Origin of the sequence: Paracidovorax citrulli, assembly GCF_900100305.1 — a bacterium.
In the GTDB taxonomy this organism is placed as follows: domain Bacteria; phylum Pseudomonadota; class Gammaproteobacteria; order Burkholderiales; family Burkholderiaceae_C; genus Paracidovorax; species Paracidovorax citrulli.
On the sequence record NZ_FNEY01000001.1, the window covers coordinates 240,113 to 256,620 of the forward strand.

Sequence of the window (16,508 nt, forward strand, 5' to 3'; positions counted from 1 at the left end):
CCGTCTCTCCCGATGTCCTCCAGCTCCGCAGCCGAGATATCCCCTCCGCCAGGTCCTGCCCCGGACCGCCGCATCCTGCTGTGGATCGTCGCGGTGGGCTTCTTCATGCAGACGCTGGACGCGACGATCGTCAACACGGCCCTGCCGGCGATGGCTGCCAGCCTGGGCGAAAGCCCGCTGCGCATGCAGTCGGTGATCGTCGCGTATTCGCTCACCATGGCTATGCTGATCCCCGCCTCGGGCTGGCTGGCCGACCGCTTCGGCACGCGCACGGTGTTCCTGTTCGCCATCGCCGTTTTCTCGCTCGGCTCGCTGGCCTGCGCGGCATCGCGGCACTTGGGGGAGCTGGTCGCGGCGCGCGTGCTGCAGGGGCTGGGTGGCGCGCTGCTGCTGCCCGTGGGGCGCCTGGCGGTGCTGCGCACGTTCCCCCGGGGCGAATTCCTGGAGGCGATGAGCTTCGTCGCCATTCCGGGGCTGATCGGTCCTTTGCTGGGGCCCACCCTGGGGGGCTGGCTGGTGCAGAGCGCATCGTGGCACTGGGTGTTCCTCATCAACCTGCCGGTGGGCCTGATCGGCATGCTGGCGACGGCCCGCTTCATGCCCGTGCTGCGGGCCGAGCGGCCCGATCCCTTCGATACCGCGGGCTACGCGCTGCTGGCTTTCGGCATGGTGGCCATATCGCTGGCCATCGAGGCGGCGGGCGTGGCGGGCCGCGGCGGGGCGGCGGCCCTGGGCGTCGGCGGGCTCGTGGCGCTGGTCGTGTACTGGCTGCATGCGGCGCGCCACGAACGGCCGCTGTACTCGCCGCACCTGTTCCGTGTGCGGACCCTGTCCGTCGGGCTGCTGGGCAATCTGTTCTGCCGCCTGGGCAGCGGGGCGATGCCGTTCCTGATACCTGTGTCGCTGCAACTGCTGCTGGGGTACTCGCCGCTGCATGCCGGCATGATGATGCTGCCCGCAGCCCTCGCGGGCATGGCCGTCAAGCGCGTGGCGACGCCGCTGATCCGCCGCTGCGGCTACCGCAACGTCCTGGTGGCCAACACCGCCATGCTGGGGATGCTGATGGCCAGCTTCGCGCTGCGCGAACCCGGCTGGCCGCTGGCGTGGCAGGTGCTGCAGCTGGCGGCCTTCGGTGCCGTCAATTCCCTGCAGTTCTCGGCGATGAACACCATCACCCTCAAGGACCTGGACGGTGCCAGCGCCAGCAGCGGCAACGGCCTGCTGTCGATGGTGCAGATGCTTGCCATGAGCCTGGGCGTGGCGGTGGCCGGCGCGGTGCTTTCGGAATGGAGCCAGGCGTACGGCGGTCCGGAGGTGCCCGGCGCGGTGCTGCACGCCTTCCAGTCCACCTTCCTGACGGTGGGCTTCATCACCATCGCCTCGGCTGCCGTGTTCTGGCAACTGCCCCTGGAGGCGCGGACGCCGCCCCGCGAAGGACCCGAGGTCTCGGGCCAGGGATGAGGGCGGGGCGCCGAGGCCCTGCCGTCAGGCCGGGTGGATGGCGCCGAGCACGCGCGGGCCCGCGGCACCGGTCACCCGGGGCAGGTTGCCCGGCAGCCCGAGCAGGGCCTGGCGGGCGAGCCAGGCGAAGGCGGCTGCCTCCACCTGCTGCGAGGGCAGGCCCAGCGCATCCGTGGGGTGCACGGCCACGCCATGGAGCAGGGCGGCGATGCGCTGCATCAGGTAGCCGTTGCGCGCGCCGCCGCCGCAGACCGCGAGCTGCCTGCTCCCGTTCCCATGGCCGATGACGCAGTCCGCGCAGGCGCGGGCGGTCAGTTCGGTCAAGGTGGCCTGGACGTCGGCCGGGCCTGCCTCGCCGTGCGCACGGGAATAGGTTTCGAGATGGGTCTGCAGCCAGGCCGGGTGGAACAGGTCGCGCCCCGTGCTCTTCGGGGGTTTTTGCTGCAGGTAGGGTTCGGCCAGCAGGCGGTCGAGCAGGGCAGGCAGGACGTGGCCCTGCGCGGCCCAGGCCCCGTCGGCGTCGTAGGGCTGACCGGTATGGCGCTCGCACCAGTGGTCCAGCAGCGCGTTGCCCGGTCCGCAGTCGAAGCCCAGCACTTCGCCCTGCGGGCCCAGGACGCTGAGGTTGGCGATGCCGCCGATGTTCAGTATGCACACGGTGCCCCCCGGCCGGCCGAACATGGCCTGGTGGAACGCCGGCACCAGCGGCGCGCCCTGGCCGCCCGCGGCCACGTCGCGGCTGCGGAAGTCGGCCACCACGGCGATGCCGGTGAGCTCGGCCAGCAGGGCCGGGTTGTTCAGCTGCAGCGTGTAGCCCGTGCCGTCGAACAGGCCGGGACGGTGGCGCACGGTCTGGCCGTGCGCGCCGATGGCCCGGATGGCCGCCGGCTCCAGCCGGGCCGCCGCGAGCAGCCGCGCCACGACGGCGGCATAAATGCCTGCCAGGCCGGTGGCCGCGAGTGCCGCTCGGTGCAGCTCATCCGCTCCACTGCTGTTGAGCGACAGCAGTTCCGCCTTGAGTGCCTCGGGCAGCGGTGCCGAGGCAAAGCCTGCCACGCGCATCCGCGGGCCTTCGAATTCGACCAGCGCACCGTCCACCCCGTCGAGCGAGGTGCCGGACATGATGCCGATGTAGCGTTCGGTGGCGGCGGCCGGGGTCACGGGCGGCGGGACGCGGCGCAGCCGCTCAGGGGGAGGTCGTCGCGGTCATTGCGCGCTGGCCTGCTGCACCTGCGCGGCCGAAGCCAGCTGCACGCGCATGTTCGCTGCCAGGCGGTTGAACGCTGCGCGCGAAGCGGCCGAGACGGGCTGGGCCGCCGCGCTCTGCTGTGCGAGGACCATCGGATCCTGGTGCTGGCCGTTCACGCGCGATTCGAAGTGGAGGTGGGAGGCCGTCGCCCAGCCCGTCGCGCCGACGGCGCCGATGGTCTGGCCCTGCACCACGGTCTGGCCCTTGCGCACGTCGATGCGGCTCAGGTGCGCGTACACCGTCACGTGCTGGTTGTTGTGCCTGATGTAGATGACGTTGCCGTAGCCGTTCTGCACGCCGGCGAAGTCCACCGTGCCGTCCCCGACGGTGCGCACGGCCGTGCCGGTGGGCGCGGCGAAATCCGTGCCGAGGTGGGCGCGCCACTTCTGCAGGATGGGATGGAAGCGCATCTTGAAGCCGCTGGTCACGCGCGAGAACTCCACCGGCGAGGCGAGGTAGGCGCGGCGCATGCTCTCGCCTTCCAGCGTGTAGTACGAGCCCTTGGCCGCTCCCGATTCCTGGAACCAGACGGCATCGTAGGTCTTGCCGTTGTTGTGGAACTCGGCGCTGAGCACGCGGCCGCTGCGCAGCGGCTCGCCGTCGGCTTCCAGCGTCTCGTACACCACCGAGAAGCGGTCTTCCTTGCGCAGCGCCCGGTGGAAATCGATGTTGCTCGAGAACACTTCCGCCAGCTGGATGGCCACGGCGTCGGGAATGCTGGCCGCGTCGGTGGCGGCGAAGAGCGAGCTGCGGATGATGCCGCCGGCCAGCCGGTTGCCCACGGTGAGGGGCGCCGTCTCGATGCGGGAGGCGAACGCGCCGCCCTGGCGCTCGACCACGAGACGCTGGAAGTTGCCGCTGTCGTCCTGCACCCAGCGTGCCGTGAGCTTCACCAGCCGGTGGTCCTCGGTGGTTTCGGCGGACACGGAGCGGCCGCCGCGGCCCAGCAGGTTCTGGCGCACCTGCCCGTCGCCGCGCAGGAATGCGGCGGCCTCGGGGTCGGCCACGCCCAGGCGCTGCAGGATGGCTTCGGCCGTGTCGCTGCTGCGGGTCTGGTCGGTGCGGTAGAGCGAATAGCTGGGGATGCCCACCAGCGCGGAGAGCGGCTGGTCGCCTGCGAGGGACTCGACGGGGTACGCGACGATGGTGCGGGGCAGGTCGCCCGGATCGGGGGCGAACGACGCCACGGCGAAGGCGCCGCCTCCACCGGTGAGCAGAATGGCCGCGACCGCTGCGGTGATGCGTTTGGGATGGGTCCGGGCGAAGCGCGAGAGCCGATCCAGCAATGCAAGGCCGGCGGATGTCAAGCCGTTGTTCAAGAGTCTGTACCCCAGGGTGAAGCGCATGCAGGCCCGGGAAGGCGGCATGTGCGGGATGTCCGTGGTCTCAGCGGCTGCTGGCACCGGGCCGGAAGGCGGAGCCGGCGGGCGCACTAGAATCCGCCGCTGCAAAGGTGGCAGGAAGTATAGCCACCGACCTACTTGGCGAACCCCGTAAAACCCTTATGAATCAATCCGCTGTTACAACATTCCCGGTCACCGATGGTGTAGGACGGGCGCTGGAGGTGTCATTGCGCGGAGTCGAGGAATTGCTGCCCCGGGACGAGTGGACGCGCAAGCTCGCGCGCTCCGAGGCGACGGGGATTCCGCTGCGCATCAAGCTGGGCCTCGACCCCACGGCGCCGGACATCCACATCGGCCACACGGTGGTGCTCAACAAGATGCGCCAGCTGCAGGACCTGGGGCACCAGGTGATCTTCCTCATCGGTGATTTCACCACGCTGATCGGCGACCCGTCCGGCCGCAATTCCACGCGTCCGCCGCTCACGCCGGAACAGATCAAGGTGAATGCGGAAACCTACTACCGCCAGGCGAGCATGGTGCTGGACCCCGCGAAGACCGAGATCCGCTACAACAGCGAATGGTGCGAGCCGCTGGGCGCGGCCGGCATGATCCAGCTGGCGGCCAAGTACACCGTGGCCCGCATGATGGAGCGCAACGATTTCCACCAGCGGTTCACGGACGGCAGCTCCATCAGCCTGCACGAGTTCCTCTACCCGCTGCTGCAGGGCTACGACTCCGTGGCGCTCAGGAGCGACCTGGAGCTGGGTGGCACGGACCAGAAGTTCAACCTGCTGATGGGGCGCCACCTGCAGCAGGAGTACGGCCAGGAGCCGCAGTGCATCCTGACGATGCCGCTGCTGGTGGGGTTGGACGGCGTGGACAAGATGTCCAAGTCCAAGGGCAATTACATCGGCATCACCGAAGACGCCAACACCATGTTCGCCAAGGTGCTGTCCATCTCGGACGACCTGATGTGGGACTGGTACACGCTGCTGTCGTTCAAGTCGCTGGCGGAGATCGCCGCGCTGCGCCAGGAAGTGGAGGGTGGGCGCAACCCCAAGGACGCCAAGGTGACGCTGGCCCGGGAAATCACCACGCGCTTCCACAGCGCCGCCGCGGCCGATGCGGCCGAAGCGGATTTCGCCAACCGCAGCAAGGGCGGCGTGCCGGACGAGATCCCCGAGGTGTCGCTGGAGGGCGCGCCGCTGGGCATCGGCGCCCTGCTCAAGCAGGCGAACCTGGCTCCGTCCACGAGCGAAGCCAACCGCCTGATCGACGGCGGCGGCGTGCGCGTGGAAGGCAGCGTGGTGAGCGACCGCGGCCTGAAACTGGAGGCGGGTACCTATGTGGTGCAGGTGGGCAAGCGCAAGTTCGCCCGCGTGACGCTGGGCTGACACCAGAACCCGGGGCCTGGGCCCGGGTGCCGCCGCTGGTCAGCCCAGGTCGTCGTTCAGGTCCGGATCGGGGACTTCGCCCACGGCTTCACGGGTGAGTTGCGCCTCGCGCAGCAGCCAGGCGCAGAACGCCTTGATCTCGGGGCGCTGCCCGCTGCGCGGCCCCACCAGCAGCCAGTACACCAGCGGCGAGTCGAGCCGGTAGCCGGGCAGGACCTCCACGAGGTCGCCGGATGCGAGGCTGTCCGCGATGAGCGGCATCCGTGCGAGCGCGAGGCCCTGGCCGGTGAGCGCGGCCTGCACGATCTGGTGGGCGTAGTTGAAGTAGAGCCAGCGCTTGGGCTGCAGCTTGGATTGGCCGTTCTGCTCGAACCACCGCCGCCACGTCAGCCATTCCAGGTAGGCCATGCGGTGGGCGTCGCCGGCCTCGATCAGCGTGAACTGGGCGACGTCCGCGGGCCTGCGGATGGGCGGGCCGCTCTTGAGCAGCCACGGGCTGGCCACCACGGCGAGCTGCTCGCCGAACAGCCGCTGCGCGCCATGCGGCTGCGAGCCCGGCACGGCATAGCGCAATGCCAGATCGACGTCCGCGGTTTCCAGGTCCACGGACACGTCGCTCGCATCGATGCGGATGTCGATGTCGGGGTTGTCGCGCTGGAATTCCTCCATGCGCGGAATCAGCCACATGGAGGCGAAGCTGGCCCAGGTCGTGATCGCCACGCTCTTGCGCCCGGCGGTCTGCCGCACGAGCCGCACGCTGGCATCGAGCCTTTCCAGGGCCGGTGCCACGGCGCGCTGCAGTTGCGCCCCCGCGCTCGTGAGCTCCACCGCGCGCGTGTGCCGCAGGAAGAGCGGCACGCCCACCTCGTCTTCTAGTGCCTGGATCTGGCGGCTTACCGCCGATTGCGTGAGGGACAGTTCCTCGGCGGCGGCGCGGAAGTTCAGGTGCCGGGCCACGGCCAGGAAGGCGCGCCAGTGGCCGACCGCCACGGGCCGCGTGCGCAGGTGAGCAACAGGGGCGGGAATTGTCATGGTGCTCGCATGCCGGTTGCGTCGGCTGGATTAATGAGTCGATTGCATGAAATTATGGCCGTGTTTTCATTGGACCGCATCTGTTTTGGAAAAGAAACTCATTGCACGGCAACCACTTGAAGACATTGGAGAGCAGGCCATGGATGCATTGCAATTTCCGGATTCGCAACAATGGGGCATGCCGGCGGGTGGTCGGCGGCTGGCTTGCGGCCACGCCCTCGGACTGCGGCCGCGGCGCGCCGGGATCCTGGAGGTCGTCCACGGGGCGGTCTGGCTGACGGTGACGGGCCCCGCGGCCCAGGGCGGGGATCTGCTCCTGCGCAGGGGCGACACGTTCCGTATCGCAGCGGGGCAGCACGCCGTGCTGGAGCCCTGGATGGCTTCGGGCCGGACGGACGGCGTGTCGTTCCTGTGGACGCAGGAGTGCACGCAGAGCGTGCCGGTGGCTGTGGCCTGCAGGTCCGTGGCGCGGGCCCTGGGCGACATGGCCCGCTCCCATGCGGCCTTGGGTGGCGCGGTGGCGGCACTGGGACGGGCCCTCTGGAGCGCGGCCGCCGGGCCACGTGGCGGTCACGGCGTTCCGCTGTCTGCGCTGCGGTTGGCGAAGTGGCGCCATTGATGCGTCCAGGTCATCGATAGGGCCGCGTTTGGGAATTGATGCGGAAACCGCATGGTTTTCCCGGCTGCTTTTCATTGGACGGCTCTGCGGTGCCAGAGGAAAAATCCTGAAAAGACCAGGGTTTACCAGGAGAGAGCAATGTCTGCTTCACATGTTCTGAATTTTCAACAATCCGCCGCCCGTGACCGTGCTACCGGGATGGATGTCTATCGGCTGGACTCCGGCAAGGCCCACAGCCTGCGTCCGCGCGTGCCGATGGCCCTGCGCATCGCTTCGGGCCGGGCATGGGTGACCATCGACGACGGCCTGCCGGGCGGGTCCGATCCCGCCGCGGGCGACATCGTCCTGCATGCCGGCCAGACGCTCTGGATCGCCGCCGGCCAGCATGCCGTCATCGAGCCGCTGGGCAAGGATGCGGTGCAGTACTACCGCTTCGACATCTCGCGCGTGGTGAAGGGCGAATCGGCTGGCCAGGGCGTGGTGTCCGCCTGCTGCGCCTGAGCGCGGGTCGCGCCGGTTATCCGGCGCTCGTGCCGGCCGGGCTCGCGGCCGGTTTTCAAATTTCCAGGTCGATGGCGAGCGCCTCGAAGGCGGCCATGGCCTCGCTGCCCGCCAGCGACTCCATGCGGGGCAGCGCATCTTCGTCTTCCAGCGTGCTGAAGGCGAGGCTGAACCGCTGGAAGCGGCGCTGCATGAGCGGACCCTGATGCAGCACTTCCATCGCGGTGTGGCGCCCGTCGTTGCGGATGCGCTCCAGCAGGGGAACCAGGCGGTCCGGGGAGCCTTCCAGCTGCTGGCAGAAACGTTGCCCGTCGAACACCAGCAGGCCGGTGATGCCGTCCCGGACGTTGGAGAGGCGGGCGTGGGCGGCGATGGTGGCCACGATGCCCACGGGCTGCCCGGGCGCCAGCGTGCTGACATAGAGCACTTCATGGAGAGGCGCCGTCAGCGGAGGAGGGAAAAGCGTCATGGACTTTCCACTCTAGAGAACACCTCGGCAGGCCGCAATGTCAAAAGACATAGCCTGCGGGAACACCGATTGCCTAGAATCGCCGCCGCGCTATTGTTGCGCTCCCTTCCATTTCCTCCGCAAGCGCTGGCCGTATGAGTACCGATGTCGTTTCCGCTGGGCCCCTCCTGGAGGTCCCGCGCCATTGCGGTGCCTGCCGGCTCCGCCAGCGCACCCAGGCCTTCACTCCGGCGACGGGCGAAGAATTGTCCTTCATCGAGTCCTACCGCTGCGGCGTGGAAATGGTGAGGGCGGGCGGCACCCTGATCCGCGAGCGCCAGTCCGGCGGCCGGCTCTATACGCTCTACAGCGGCTGGGCCTTCCGCTACAAGACGCTGTCGGACGGGCGTCGGCAGATCCTGAATTTCCTGCTTCCGGGCGACCTGGTGGGATTGCAGCAGGAGTTTTCCGACGCCGCCCTGCACGGCGTGGAAGCCGTGACGGACTGCGCCTTCTGCGCGTTCGATGCCGATGGCCTGTGGTCGATGTTCCGCGAACATGCGCGGCTGGCCTACGGGGTCACGTGGCTGGCGGCCCGGGGCGAAGGCATGGTGGACGACAACCTGCTCACGGCCGGCCGGCGCTCCGCGATCGAGCGGGTGGCCGTGCTGCTGGTGCACCTGTATCGCCGCCTGGACCGGCTGGGGCTGGCGGAGGGTGGATCGGTGGATTTCCCGATCAACCAGCAGCACATCGCTGATGCGCTGGGGTTGTCGCTGGTGCACACCAACAAGACGCTGCGGCGCCTGTCCGAGATGGGGATGCATGAAATCTCGGGGGGGCGCCTGCGGCTGCTCAATCCACGGGCGCTGGCGCGCATCGGGGAATACTACGACGTCATTCCCCGGCCCGTGCCCCTGCTGTGACCGCCGGGGGGCGGGCTGGCGGCCCTGCCAGCAGCGGCGGCGGATAATCGGCCATTCCGGCCCGATGGCCGGTGGCGCGCCGTTCCGATCTTTCCTCCCCCATTTCCCTTCCTATTCCCATGAGTGCACTGGACGTCATCATCATGGCCGCGGGCAAAGGCACGCGCATGAAAAGCCGCATTCCCAAGGTCCTGCAGCGCCTGGCGGGGCGCCCGCTGCTGGGCCATGTGCTCGATCAGGCGCGCGGCCTGCAGGCCCGGCGTGCCGTGGTCGTGACGGGCCATGGCGCGGCCGAGGTGGAGCCTTTCATCGCCCGCGCGGCGGACGGGCTGGACGTGCGCTGCGTGCGGCAGGAGCCGCAGCTGGGCACCGGCCATGCCGTGCAGCAGGCGGTGCCGGCGCTGCAGGGCGACGGGACGGTGATCGTGCTGTCCGGCGACGTGCCGCTCACGCGCACGGACACCCTCCGCGCGCTGGTGGCGGCGGGCGGGGGCGGGCAACTGGCCCTGCTCACCGTGACCCTGCCGGACCCGGCGGGCTACGGGCGCATCGTGCGCGGCAGCGACGGCGCGGTGCGCGGCATCGTCGAGCACAAGGACGCCACCGAGGCGCAGCGCGCCATCGACGAGGTGTACAGCGGGATCATGGCCGTGCCCGCGGGGCTGCTGGCCGGCTGGCTGGCGCGGCTGACCAACGACAACGCCCAGGGCGAGTACTACCTGACCGACATCGTGGCCATGGCCGTGGCCGACGGCGTGCCCGTGGTGGCGCACCGCATCGCCGACGCGCTGCAGGTGGCCGGCGTGAACAGTCCGCTGCAACTGGCCGAGCTGGAGCGCGCCCACCAGCTCGCACAGGCGCGCGCGCTGATGGAGCAGGGCGTGCGCCTGGCGGATCCCGCGCGCTTCGACCTGCGCGACGATGCGCGCACCGGCGCGCGCGGCGAACTGGCCTGCGGGCAGGATGTGGAAATCGACGTGAACTGCATCTTCTCCGGCCGTGTGGAGCTGGGCGAGGGTGTGCGCATCGGCGCGCACTGCTGCATCGCCAACGCCCGCATCGCCGCGGGCGCGGTGGTCCACCCCTACACCCACATCGACGGCGAGCAGCCGGCGGGCGTGCAGGTGGGCGAGGGGGCGCTGGTCGGACCGTTCGCGCGGCTGCGGCCCGGCGCGCAGCTGGGGCGCGAGGTGCACATCGGCAACTTCGTGGAAGTGAAGAACTCGAGCCTGGCCGACGGCGCCAAGGCCAACCACCTCGCCTACCTGGGCGACGCCACGGTGGGCGAGCGCGTGAACTATGGCGCCGGCAGCATCACCGCCAACTACGACGGCGCGAACAAGCACCGCACGGTGATCGAGGCCGACGTGCACGTCGGCAGCAACTGCGTGCTGGTGGCGCCCGTGACCATCGGTGCGGGCGGCACGGTGGGCGGTGGCTCCACCATCACCAAGAGCACGCCCGCGGGCGCTCTGAGCGTGGCCCGCGGCAAGCAGGTCACCAAAGAAAACTGGCAGCGGCCGGCCAAGCTGCCCAAGGCATGACGGAAGAACGTGCCGGCGCCGCCTGTCCGTCCGGGCCGGGGCCATCCCCGTACGAGGGCCTGGATGCGCCCGCGCTGCGTGCTTTGCTGGCCGAGCGCGACCGCGCGCTGGCCGACATGGCGGCCGCGCACGACGAGTTTCTGCACGCGGTGTCCCACGATCTGCGCGCACCGCTGCGGCATATCGTGTCCTTCGGCCCGCTGGTGCGGGAACTGGTCGAGGACGAGGCACAGGGCCTGCCCGCCGGGGCGCGCGCGGAGGCCTGCAGTTTCCTGGGCACCATGGACCAGGCTTCCCGCCGCATGGGCCGCATGCTCGACGGCCTGCTCGCGCTCTCGCGCATCGCCCGCGCGCCGCTGCACCGGGCACCGGTGGATCTGAACGAACTGCTGGCCGGCATGCCGTCCGCGCTGGCCGGCGAGGCGCCCGGCCGCCGCGTGGAGTGGCGCATCGCCCCCGGCCTGCCGACAGTGGCGGGCGATGCCGCGCTGCTCCGCCAGCTGTTCACCGAGCTGCTCGGCAATGCGCTCAAGTTCACGCGCGACCGCACGCCGGCCATCGTCGAGATCGAAGGGGACGTCGCCGGGGACGGATCGGCCCGGCTGGCGGTGCGCGACAACGGCACGGGTTTCGATCCGGCGCGTGCCGGCATGCTGTTCGGCGTGTTCCAGCGCCTGCACCGCGATGCGGATTTCGACGGCATGGGAGTGGGCCTCGCCAAGGCGCGCGCGATCATGCAGCGCCACCGCGGGCGCATCGGCATCGACGCGGTGCCGGGCGAAGGCTGCACCGTCGTGCTGGCATGGCCTCCCGGCGCTGCAGGCGCACCCACGCCGTAAAGCGTTCGATCCGGAAGTTCCTGCGGCCCAGGGGGCGTGGCGTCCTCGGTCATTCGCCCCGCAAGAGCGGAATGCGCGTGTCGAACTTGGCGCGCTTGACGCCGAAGAACGCCTTCACGTTGCGCACGTTCGCATCGCCCGTGAAGAGCCGCTGGGTGAGCGCCAGGTAGCCGGGCATGTCCGGGGTGTGGACCACCAGCATGAAATCCGGGCCCGGCGCCACGCGCCAGCATTGCTGCACCGCCCCGTCGGCCACGGCCCGCGCCTCGAAGGCATCCAGCATTTCCGCCCCCTGGCGGTCCAGCGTCACCTCGACGAAGGCCGTCAGCCCGTGGCCCTGCAGCTGCGCCAGCCGGTCGGGCCGCAGGATGGCTACCTGCCGTTCCACCAGCCCGAGGTCATGCAGCCGCTTGATGCGGCGCAGGCATGTCGGCGGAGAGACGTGCGCCAGTTCTGCCAGGGCCTGGTTGCTCAGGCTCGCGTCGGTCTGCAGCAGGTCGAGCAGACGCGTATCGGTGGCGTCGAGTGCAAGGGATTCCATGAATCGTTTATAGATGAAATTTTATTTCTCCATAAAAGATACATGAAATAAAAGTCCAATCAACGCCGCAAATCGAGCTGAAATTTTATGCGGTCGTGCCTACGATGGCAGCCGCTCACGCCCAGTCCCCCTTTCCATCGTTCCTGAACTCTTCCCTGAAGGACCCCCTCCATGTGCGGCATCGTCGGCGCAGTCTCCACGCGCAACATCGTTCCCATCCTCGTGCAAGGCCTGCAGCGGCTGGAATACCGGGGCTACGACTCCTGCGGCGTGGCGATCCATGACGCCAGCCTGGGCGCCACGCCCACCGGCGGCCTGCGCCGCGCCCGCAGCACGGCGCGCGTGGCGGAACTGCTGGAGCAGGTGCGCACCGAGCATGTCGAAGGCGCCACCGGCATCGCCCACACGCGCTGGGCCACGCACGGCGCACCGGCCGTGCACAACGCGCATCCGCACTTCAGCCACGGCTCCGGCCCGGACGAGCCGCTGCGCCTGGGCCGCGTCGCGCTGGTGCACAACGGCATCATCGAGAACCACGAGGCGCTGCGCGCATCGCTGCAGGCCCGCGGCTACGTGTTCACCAGCCAGACGGACACCGAGGTCGTCGCCCACCTCGTGGACAGCCACTACAGCGGCGACCTGTTCCAGGCCGTGCGCGCCGCCGTGGCCGAACTGCATGGCGCCTATGCCATCGCCGTGATCCACAAGGACGAGCCCCACCGCGTCGTGGGCGCCCGCGCCGGCTCCCCGCTGATCCTCGGCGTGGGCGAAGGCGAGCACTTCCTGGCGAGCGACGCCATGGCCCTGGCCGGCGTCACCGACCAGATCGTCTATCTGGAAGAGGGCGACCTCGTCGATCTGCAGCTGGGCCGCTACTGGATCGCCGGCAAGGACGGCCAGCCCCTGGATGCCGCGAGCCGCCCCGTGCGCACCGTGCTGGCCCACAGCGGCGCGGCCGAACTGGGCCCGTACCGCCACTACATGCAGAAGGAGATCTTCGAGCAGCCGCGCGCCATCGGCGACACGCTGGAAGGCGTGCGCGGCGTGGCGCCCGAGCTGTTCGACGGCGCCGACGGCACCGCCGCATGGCGCGTGTTCAAGGAAGTGGATTCCGTCCTGATCCTGGCCTGCGGCACCAGCTACTACAGCGGCTGCACGGCCAAGTACTGGCTCGAGTCCATCGCCGGCATTCCCACGCAGGTGGAGGTGGCGAGCGAGTACCGCTACCGCACCAGCGTGCCCAATCCGCGCGCGCTGGTGGTGACCATCAGCCAGTCCGGCGAGACCGCCGACACCCTGGCCGCGCTGCGCCATGCACAGGGCCTGGGCATGCAGCACACGCTGACCATCTGCAACGTCTCCACCAGCGCCATGGTGCGCGAATGCAAGCTGGCCTACATCACCCGCGCGGGCGTGGAGATCGGCGTGGCTTCCACCAAGGCCTTCACCACCCAGCTCGCGGGCCTGTTCCTGCTCACGCTGGCGCTGGCGCAGGCGCGCGGCCGCCTGAGCGAAGAGCAGGAGGCGCGCCACCTGCAGGCCATGCGCCACCTGCCCGTGGCCCTGCAGGGCGTGCTCGCGCTCGAGCCGCAGATCATCAGCTGGGCCGAGGACTTCGCGAAGATGGAGAACGCCCTGTTCCTGGGCCGCGGCGTGCACTACCCCATCGCCCTGGAAGGCGCGCTCAAGCTCAAGGAGATCAGCTACATCCACGCCGAGGCCTACCCGGCCGGCGAGCTCAAGCACGGCCCCCTGGCCCTGGTGACCAGCAGCATGCCCGTGGTCACCGTGGCGCCCAACGACGAACTGCTGGAGAAGCTCAAGAGCAACCTGCAGGAAGTGCGCGCCCGCGGCGGCGTGCTCTACGTGCTGGCCGACGCCAAGACCAACATCGACACGTCCGATGGCATGCACGTGATCCGCATGCCGGAGAACTACGGCGCGCTCAGCCCGATCCTGCACGTGGTGCCGCTGCAGCTGCTGGCGTACCACACGGCGTGCGCGCGCGGGACGGACGTGGACAAGCCGCGGAATCTGGCGAAGAGCGTGACGGTGGAGTGAGGCAGGGCCACACGATAAAGCGATTTGAATCGCAAGCGAAAATTAGAGCGCATGAGCAAGTCGAAGGCGCTCTGCCTTATCAAAATGCAAGGGTTTCGTCCGTCTCTTGGAGACATCCGCATCGAGATTTCGAACCGTGCCAGCCTTCACAAGCCGTACCAGTGAGCTTTGCAAATCTCCCGGAAGCCAGTTTGTGGCTTCAAGGATGTCGGCGAATTCGGCGGTGCCAATGCGGCGCTCGCCGGCTGCAAGGTGTCTTTGCCAGAAGGCATCGACAGCATCCGGACTGCAGCGGCCATCCATCGGGTCGGCTTGTGGCTCGATACCAAACATGTCCATGACGCCGGTCTTCCGCTCGCGGACATCGATTTGCTTGGCGGCACGAACCCGTCTTTGAACCAAGTCTGCTTTCTCAGACATGTCCATGAACTCGACGATTCCCATCGGATGGCACGTCAGATAGACGAGGTGATACTTCGTACGCTGATGCAGTGGGTCGAGTACCGTGACGTAGGCAGATCGCGGCCGGTTCCCCGAACTGCTGCTTGGAACACACGCCTTGAGGCTTGATCGGTAGGCATTGACCAAGGCCTCTTCGCGCACGGTGGACTGGAGTCCGTCGAGATTCACCGATGAACCAAGCAGCTTCACCATCGCGTCCTGCCAGGCAGCCATGGATGCCGTGCGATTGATGAAGTTGTAGGCAAAATTGATCAGAAACTCCGACCGAGGCCGCTGAAGTAGCGGTCTCATGATCTCGATCCCGATGTCTTTCCACCCCTTTGGATCCACGAAGAAGAACGTGAAGGCGTCGGTTCCGCACCACTTTAGGATGTCCTCTCGCAAGTCAACGAAGTCGCCGTGCAGACAGGCCTGGGCAACTGTTGGAGGGGCCTTTGAACCGAGAAATGTCGAGAGTCGCTCGAACGCACTCTTGTCCTTCTCAATGTATAGAGCCCGCATCGTGACGTCGACGCCAAGCCTCGCAAGCGTTTCTTTACAGGCAGCAAGCGTTTTGAGTGAAAGCGAAATCGACGTGCCTTCGAGGTCGTCGTCCAGCGCGCCCCATGGTCCCGCAAAGCAATCCACGAAACAGATCTCTGCGCGTCTGACCTTCTTCGCGCCCATGCCGATGATCAGCACCAGTTTTTCGAGGTAGCTCCTGAGGAGCGCATGCTTCACCAGGGCTTGCTCGCGCCCCTCGTAGGCTTCCGGAATGATCGAAGAAATCAAGTTCTGCTACCTCCCGATGTTGTGGTTCGAAGCGAGCCTCACCCGATCAGGAATAGCGTTTTCTGCGGGGGAGACATGATCTGGTCCGTGTCCTTCATCTGGGCCGACGATCTGCGTTTAGTACCGTCGGCGCCAACGATCTCGACTATCCGTTCATCGAGCAGCTTGCCGATCGACTCCCGGTAGATTTGCGCCGAAGCCGGCGAGCTGTTGCAGGTGGTGGCGAACAACTCACCGAAGCTAATACCGGCGTCATCAGCGTACACGCGGCGCGGGATGTGCTCGTTAAGCGCCGCTATGCTCGCGCGGCGTGCCACATCGTCGAACTCAAAGCCTAAGGGTGACTGCCTGAGGTAGGTCGAATCATGTGCGGGGTCGTAACCGACCATCTGGAACATGTCGAGGCCGGCTCCGCCGTAGTGGATGAAATAGTTGTTATTTTCCCAGTGCACCTCGGTCATGACGTCGCGAGCCCGATGGTGCTGTGACATGTGAATTAACCAGTAGTCACCATGACCACCGCGATTGCGGATGAAGAACGGAGTGAAGTGGCGTGCGCCGCAGTTCTCGACGAGGCGGCGATACACGGTGCTTTGCAATAGCAGGCGCCAGTCGCGGTCGGAATTCTTGATCTCATCTACCGGTCGGCCACCGAAGATGTCAGGGATACCAAGATTTCCTAAAAGACCCTTCATCTGGTCACCGTCGTTGGCGAAGTTCATGAGCGAGTCGACGTTGAACGTGAGGATGATCTCTGCTCTCGGTAACGCGTCAAAAATCTGGCGCATCAGCTGCGTGGGCACGTCCTTGTAGCCGTACTGATCCAGGGCGAAGATCGAGCGGCCATTCTTCGGGCTCTTCTTCTTGATGAAGGCAATGATCGCGTCTGCCCGGTCCTGGAAGCGCGCGTGCTCAAGAAAGATGCTTCTGCCGATCCTTTCACCATAGCCTTCTTCGCGCAGCACCTTGTCGAGGTGCATGTATGCATGGCGATCGGCCTCGGTGAAAAAGTAGTCGACCTGCAATTGGACTGGTTTGCGCCGGTCCTTATTGATCATGAAGTCTGCTTCGCGGGTGGCTTCGAGGAAGATGAAGGGAGAGCCCTTGACCGGTTCGCGCGTGTCATTGTGGATGTACAAACCACCGCCGGCAAAGCCGTCGACTAGGGTCAGCTTTAGGACATCCTGGTTCGGTGAACTGACGAGCGTTCGAAAATAGGCAGCGAGATACGCCTGAAGAATGCGGTGTTTGGCGACGCTGTGCTGCTGGATGAGGTCTGGGCCGTTCTTCCAGTTGTATTGCTTCAGCGTCATGTGT

15 protein-coding genes are annotated in these 16,508 nt (G+C 67.7%); 8 read left to right on the forward strand and 7 right to left on the reverse strand.

The window, feature by feature from the left end; all coding sequences use genetic code 11:
* Positions 1–12: 12 nt before the first annotated feature.
* Positions 13–1,461 carry a multidrug transporter subunit MdtD gene (mdtD, locus tag BLR99_RS01155; protein ID WP_046059829.1) on the forward strand — a complete coding sequence of 483 codons (1,449 nt, stop codon included), beginning with the start codon at positions 13–15 and terminating at the stop codon, positions 1,459–1,461.
* A 24-nt stretch (positions 1,462–1,485) separates the two neighbouring features.
* On the opposite strand, the gene BLR99_RS01160 is transcribed toward mdtD, so the two are convergent.
* On the reverse strand, positions 1,486–2,622 hold the full coding sequence (locus BLR99_RS01160) for an anhydro-N-acetylmuramic acid kinase (protein WP_074686662.1): 1,137 nt from the start codon (positions 2,620–2,622) through the stop codon (positions 1,486–1,488).
* A 45-nt stretch (positions 2,623–2,667) separates the two neighbouring features.
* Positions 2,668–4,029, reverse strand: coding sequence for a M23 family metallopeptidase (locus BLR99_RS01165; protein WP_046059855.1), 1,362 nt, complete (start codon positions 4,027–4,029; stop codon positions 2,668–2,670).
* Between the two features lie 185 nt (positions 4,030–4,214).
* On the opposite strand from BLR99_RS01165, the gene tyrS reads away from it, so the two are divergent.
* Positions 4,215–5,447 (forward strand): tyrosine--tRNA ligase, encoded by a 1,233-nt coding sequence (tyrS, locus tag BLR99_RS01170; protein WP_017438911.1) that lies wholly within the window; start codon positions 4,215–4,217, stop codon positions 5,445–5,447.
* A gap of 39 nt (positions 5,448–5,486) precedes the next feature.
* On the opposite strand, the gene BLR99_RS01175 is transcribed toward tyrS, so the two are convergent.
* Positions 5,487–6,479, reverse strand: a complete 993-nt coding sequence (locus BLR99_RS01175; protein WP_017438912.1) for a LysR substrate-binding domain-containing protein — start codon at positions 6,477–6,479, stop codon at positions 5,487–5,489.
* 139 nt (positions 6,480–6,618) lie between these two features.
* On the opposite strand from BLR99_RS01175, the gene BLR99_RS01180 reads away from it, so the two are divergent.
* Both BLR99_RS01180 and BLR99_RS01185 read left to right on the forward strand, forming a co-directional pair.
* Positions 6,619–7,098: a DUF2917 domain-containing protein gene (locus tag BLR99_RS01180; RefSeq protein ID WP_046059830.1), complete on the forward strand. Its 480-nt coding sequence runs from the start codon at positions 6,619–6,621 to the stop codon at positions 7,096–7,098.
* Between the two features lie 138 nt (positions 7,099–7,236).
* Entirely contained in the window at positions 7,237–7,599 is a 363-nt protein-coding gene (locus tag BLR99_RS01185) for a DUF2917 domain-containing protein (RefSeq protein WP_046059831.1), read from the forward strand.
* A 55-nt stretch (positions 7,600–7,654) separates the two neighbouring features.
* On the opposite strand, the gene BLR99_RS01190 is transcribed toward BLR99_RS01185, so the two are convergent.
* Positions 7,655–8,068, reverse strand: coding sequence for a BLUF domain-containing protein (locus tag BLR99_RS01190; RefSeq protein WP_011797068.1), 414 nt, complete (start codon positions 8,066–8,068; stop codon positions 7,655–7,657).
* Positions 8,069–8,202: 134 nt separating this feature from the next.
* On the opposite strand from BLR99_RS01190, the gene BLR99_RS01195 reads away from it, so the two are divergent.
* From BLR99_RS01195 to BLR99_RS01205, 3 genes are all read left to right on the forward strand, one after another.
* Positions 8,203–8,973 carry a Crp/Fnr family transcriptional regulator gene (locus BLR99_RS01195; RefSeq protein ID WP_011797067.1) on the forward strand — a complete coding sequence of 257 codons (771 nt, stop codon included), beginning with the start codon at positions 8,203–8,205 and terminating at the stop codon, positions 8,971–8,973.
* Between the two features lie 119 nt (positions 8,974–9,092).
* On the forward strand, positions 9,093–10,517 hold the full coding sequence (gene glmU, locus BLR99_RS01200; protein WP_048857657.1) for a bifunctional UDP-N-acetylglucosamine diphosphorylase/glucosamine-1-phosphate N-acetyltransferase GlmU: 1,425 nt from the start codon (positions 9,093–9,095) through the stop codon (positions 10,515–10,517).
* A 116-nt stretch (positions 10,518–10,633) separates the two neighbouring features.
* A complete protein-coding gene (locus BLR99_RS01205) occupies positions 10,634–11,356 on the forward strand; it encodes a sensor histidine kinase (RefSeq protein WP_082081997.1) in 723 nt (240 codons plus the stop codon).
* Positions 11,357–11,405: 49 nt separating this feature from the next.
* Here the strand turns inward: BLR99_RS01205 and BLR99_RS01210 are convergent, their stop codons facing one another.
* On the reverse strand, positions 11,406–11,897 hold the full coding sequence (locus BLR99_RS01210; RefSeq protein WP_011797064.1) for an Lrp/AsnC family transcriptional regulator: 492 nt from the start codon (positions 11,895–11,897) through the stop codon (positions 11,406–11,408).
* Positions 11,898–12,068: 171 nt separating this feature from the next.
* Here BLR99_RS01210 and glmS point away from each other — a divergent pair, with 171 nt between their 5' ends.
* Complete coding sequence (gene glmS / locus BLR99_RS01215; protein WP_048857656.1) at positions 12,069–13,958, forward strand: glutamine--fructose-6-phosphate transaminase (isomerizing); 1,890 nt, start codon at positions 12,069–12,071, stop codon at positions 13,956–13,958.
* A gap of 42 nt (positions 13,959–14,000) precedes the next feature.
* Here glmS and tcmP read toward each other — a convergent pair whose 3' ends face one another.
* Both tcmP and BLR99_RS01225 read right to left on the reverse strand, forming a co-directional pair.
* Positions 14,001–15,191: a three-Cys-motif partner protein TcmP gene (gene tcmP, locus BLR99_RS01220; protein WP_017438290.1), complete on the reverse strand. Its 1,191-nt coding sequence runs from the start codon at positions 15,189–15,191 to the stop codon at positions 14,001–14,003.
* 38 nt (positions 15,192–15,229) lie between these two features.
* Entirely contained in the window at positions 15,230–16,504 is a 1,275-nt protein-coding gene (locus BLR99_RS01225) for a three-Cys-motif partner protein TcmP (protein ID WP_017438291.1), read from the reverse strand.
* Positions 16,505–16,508: the final 4 nt, after the last annotated feature.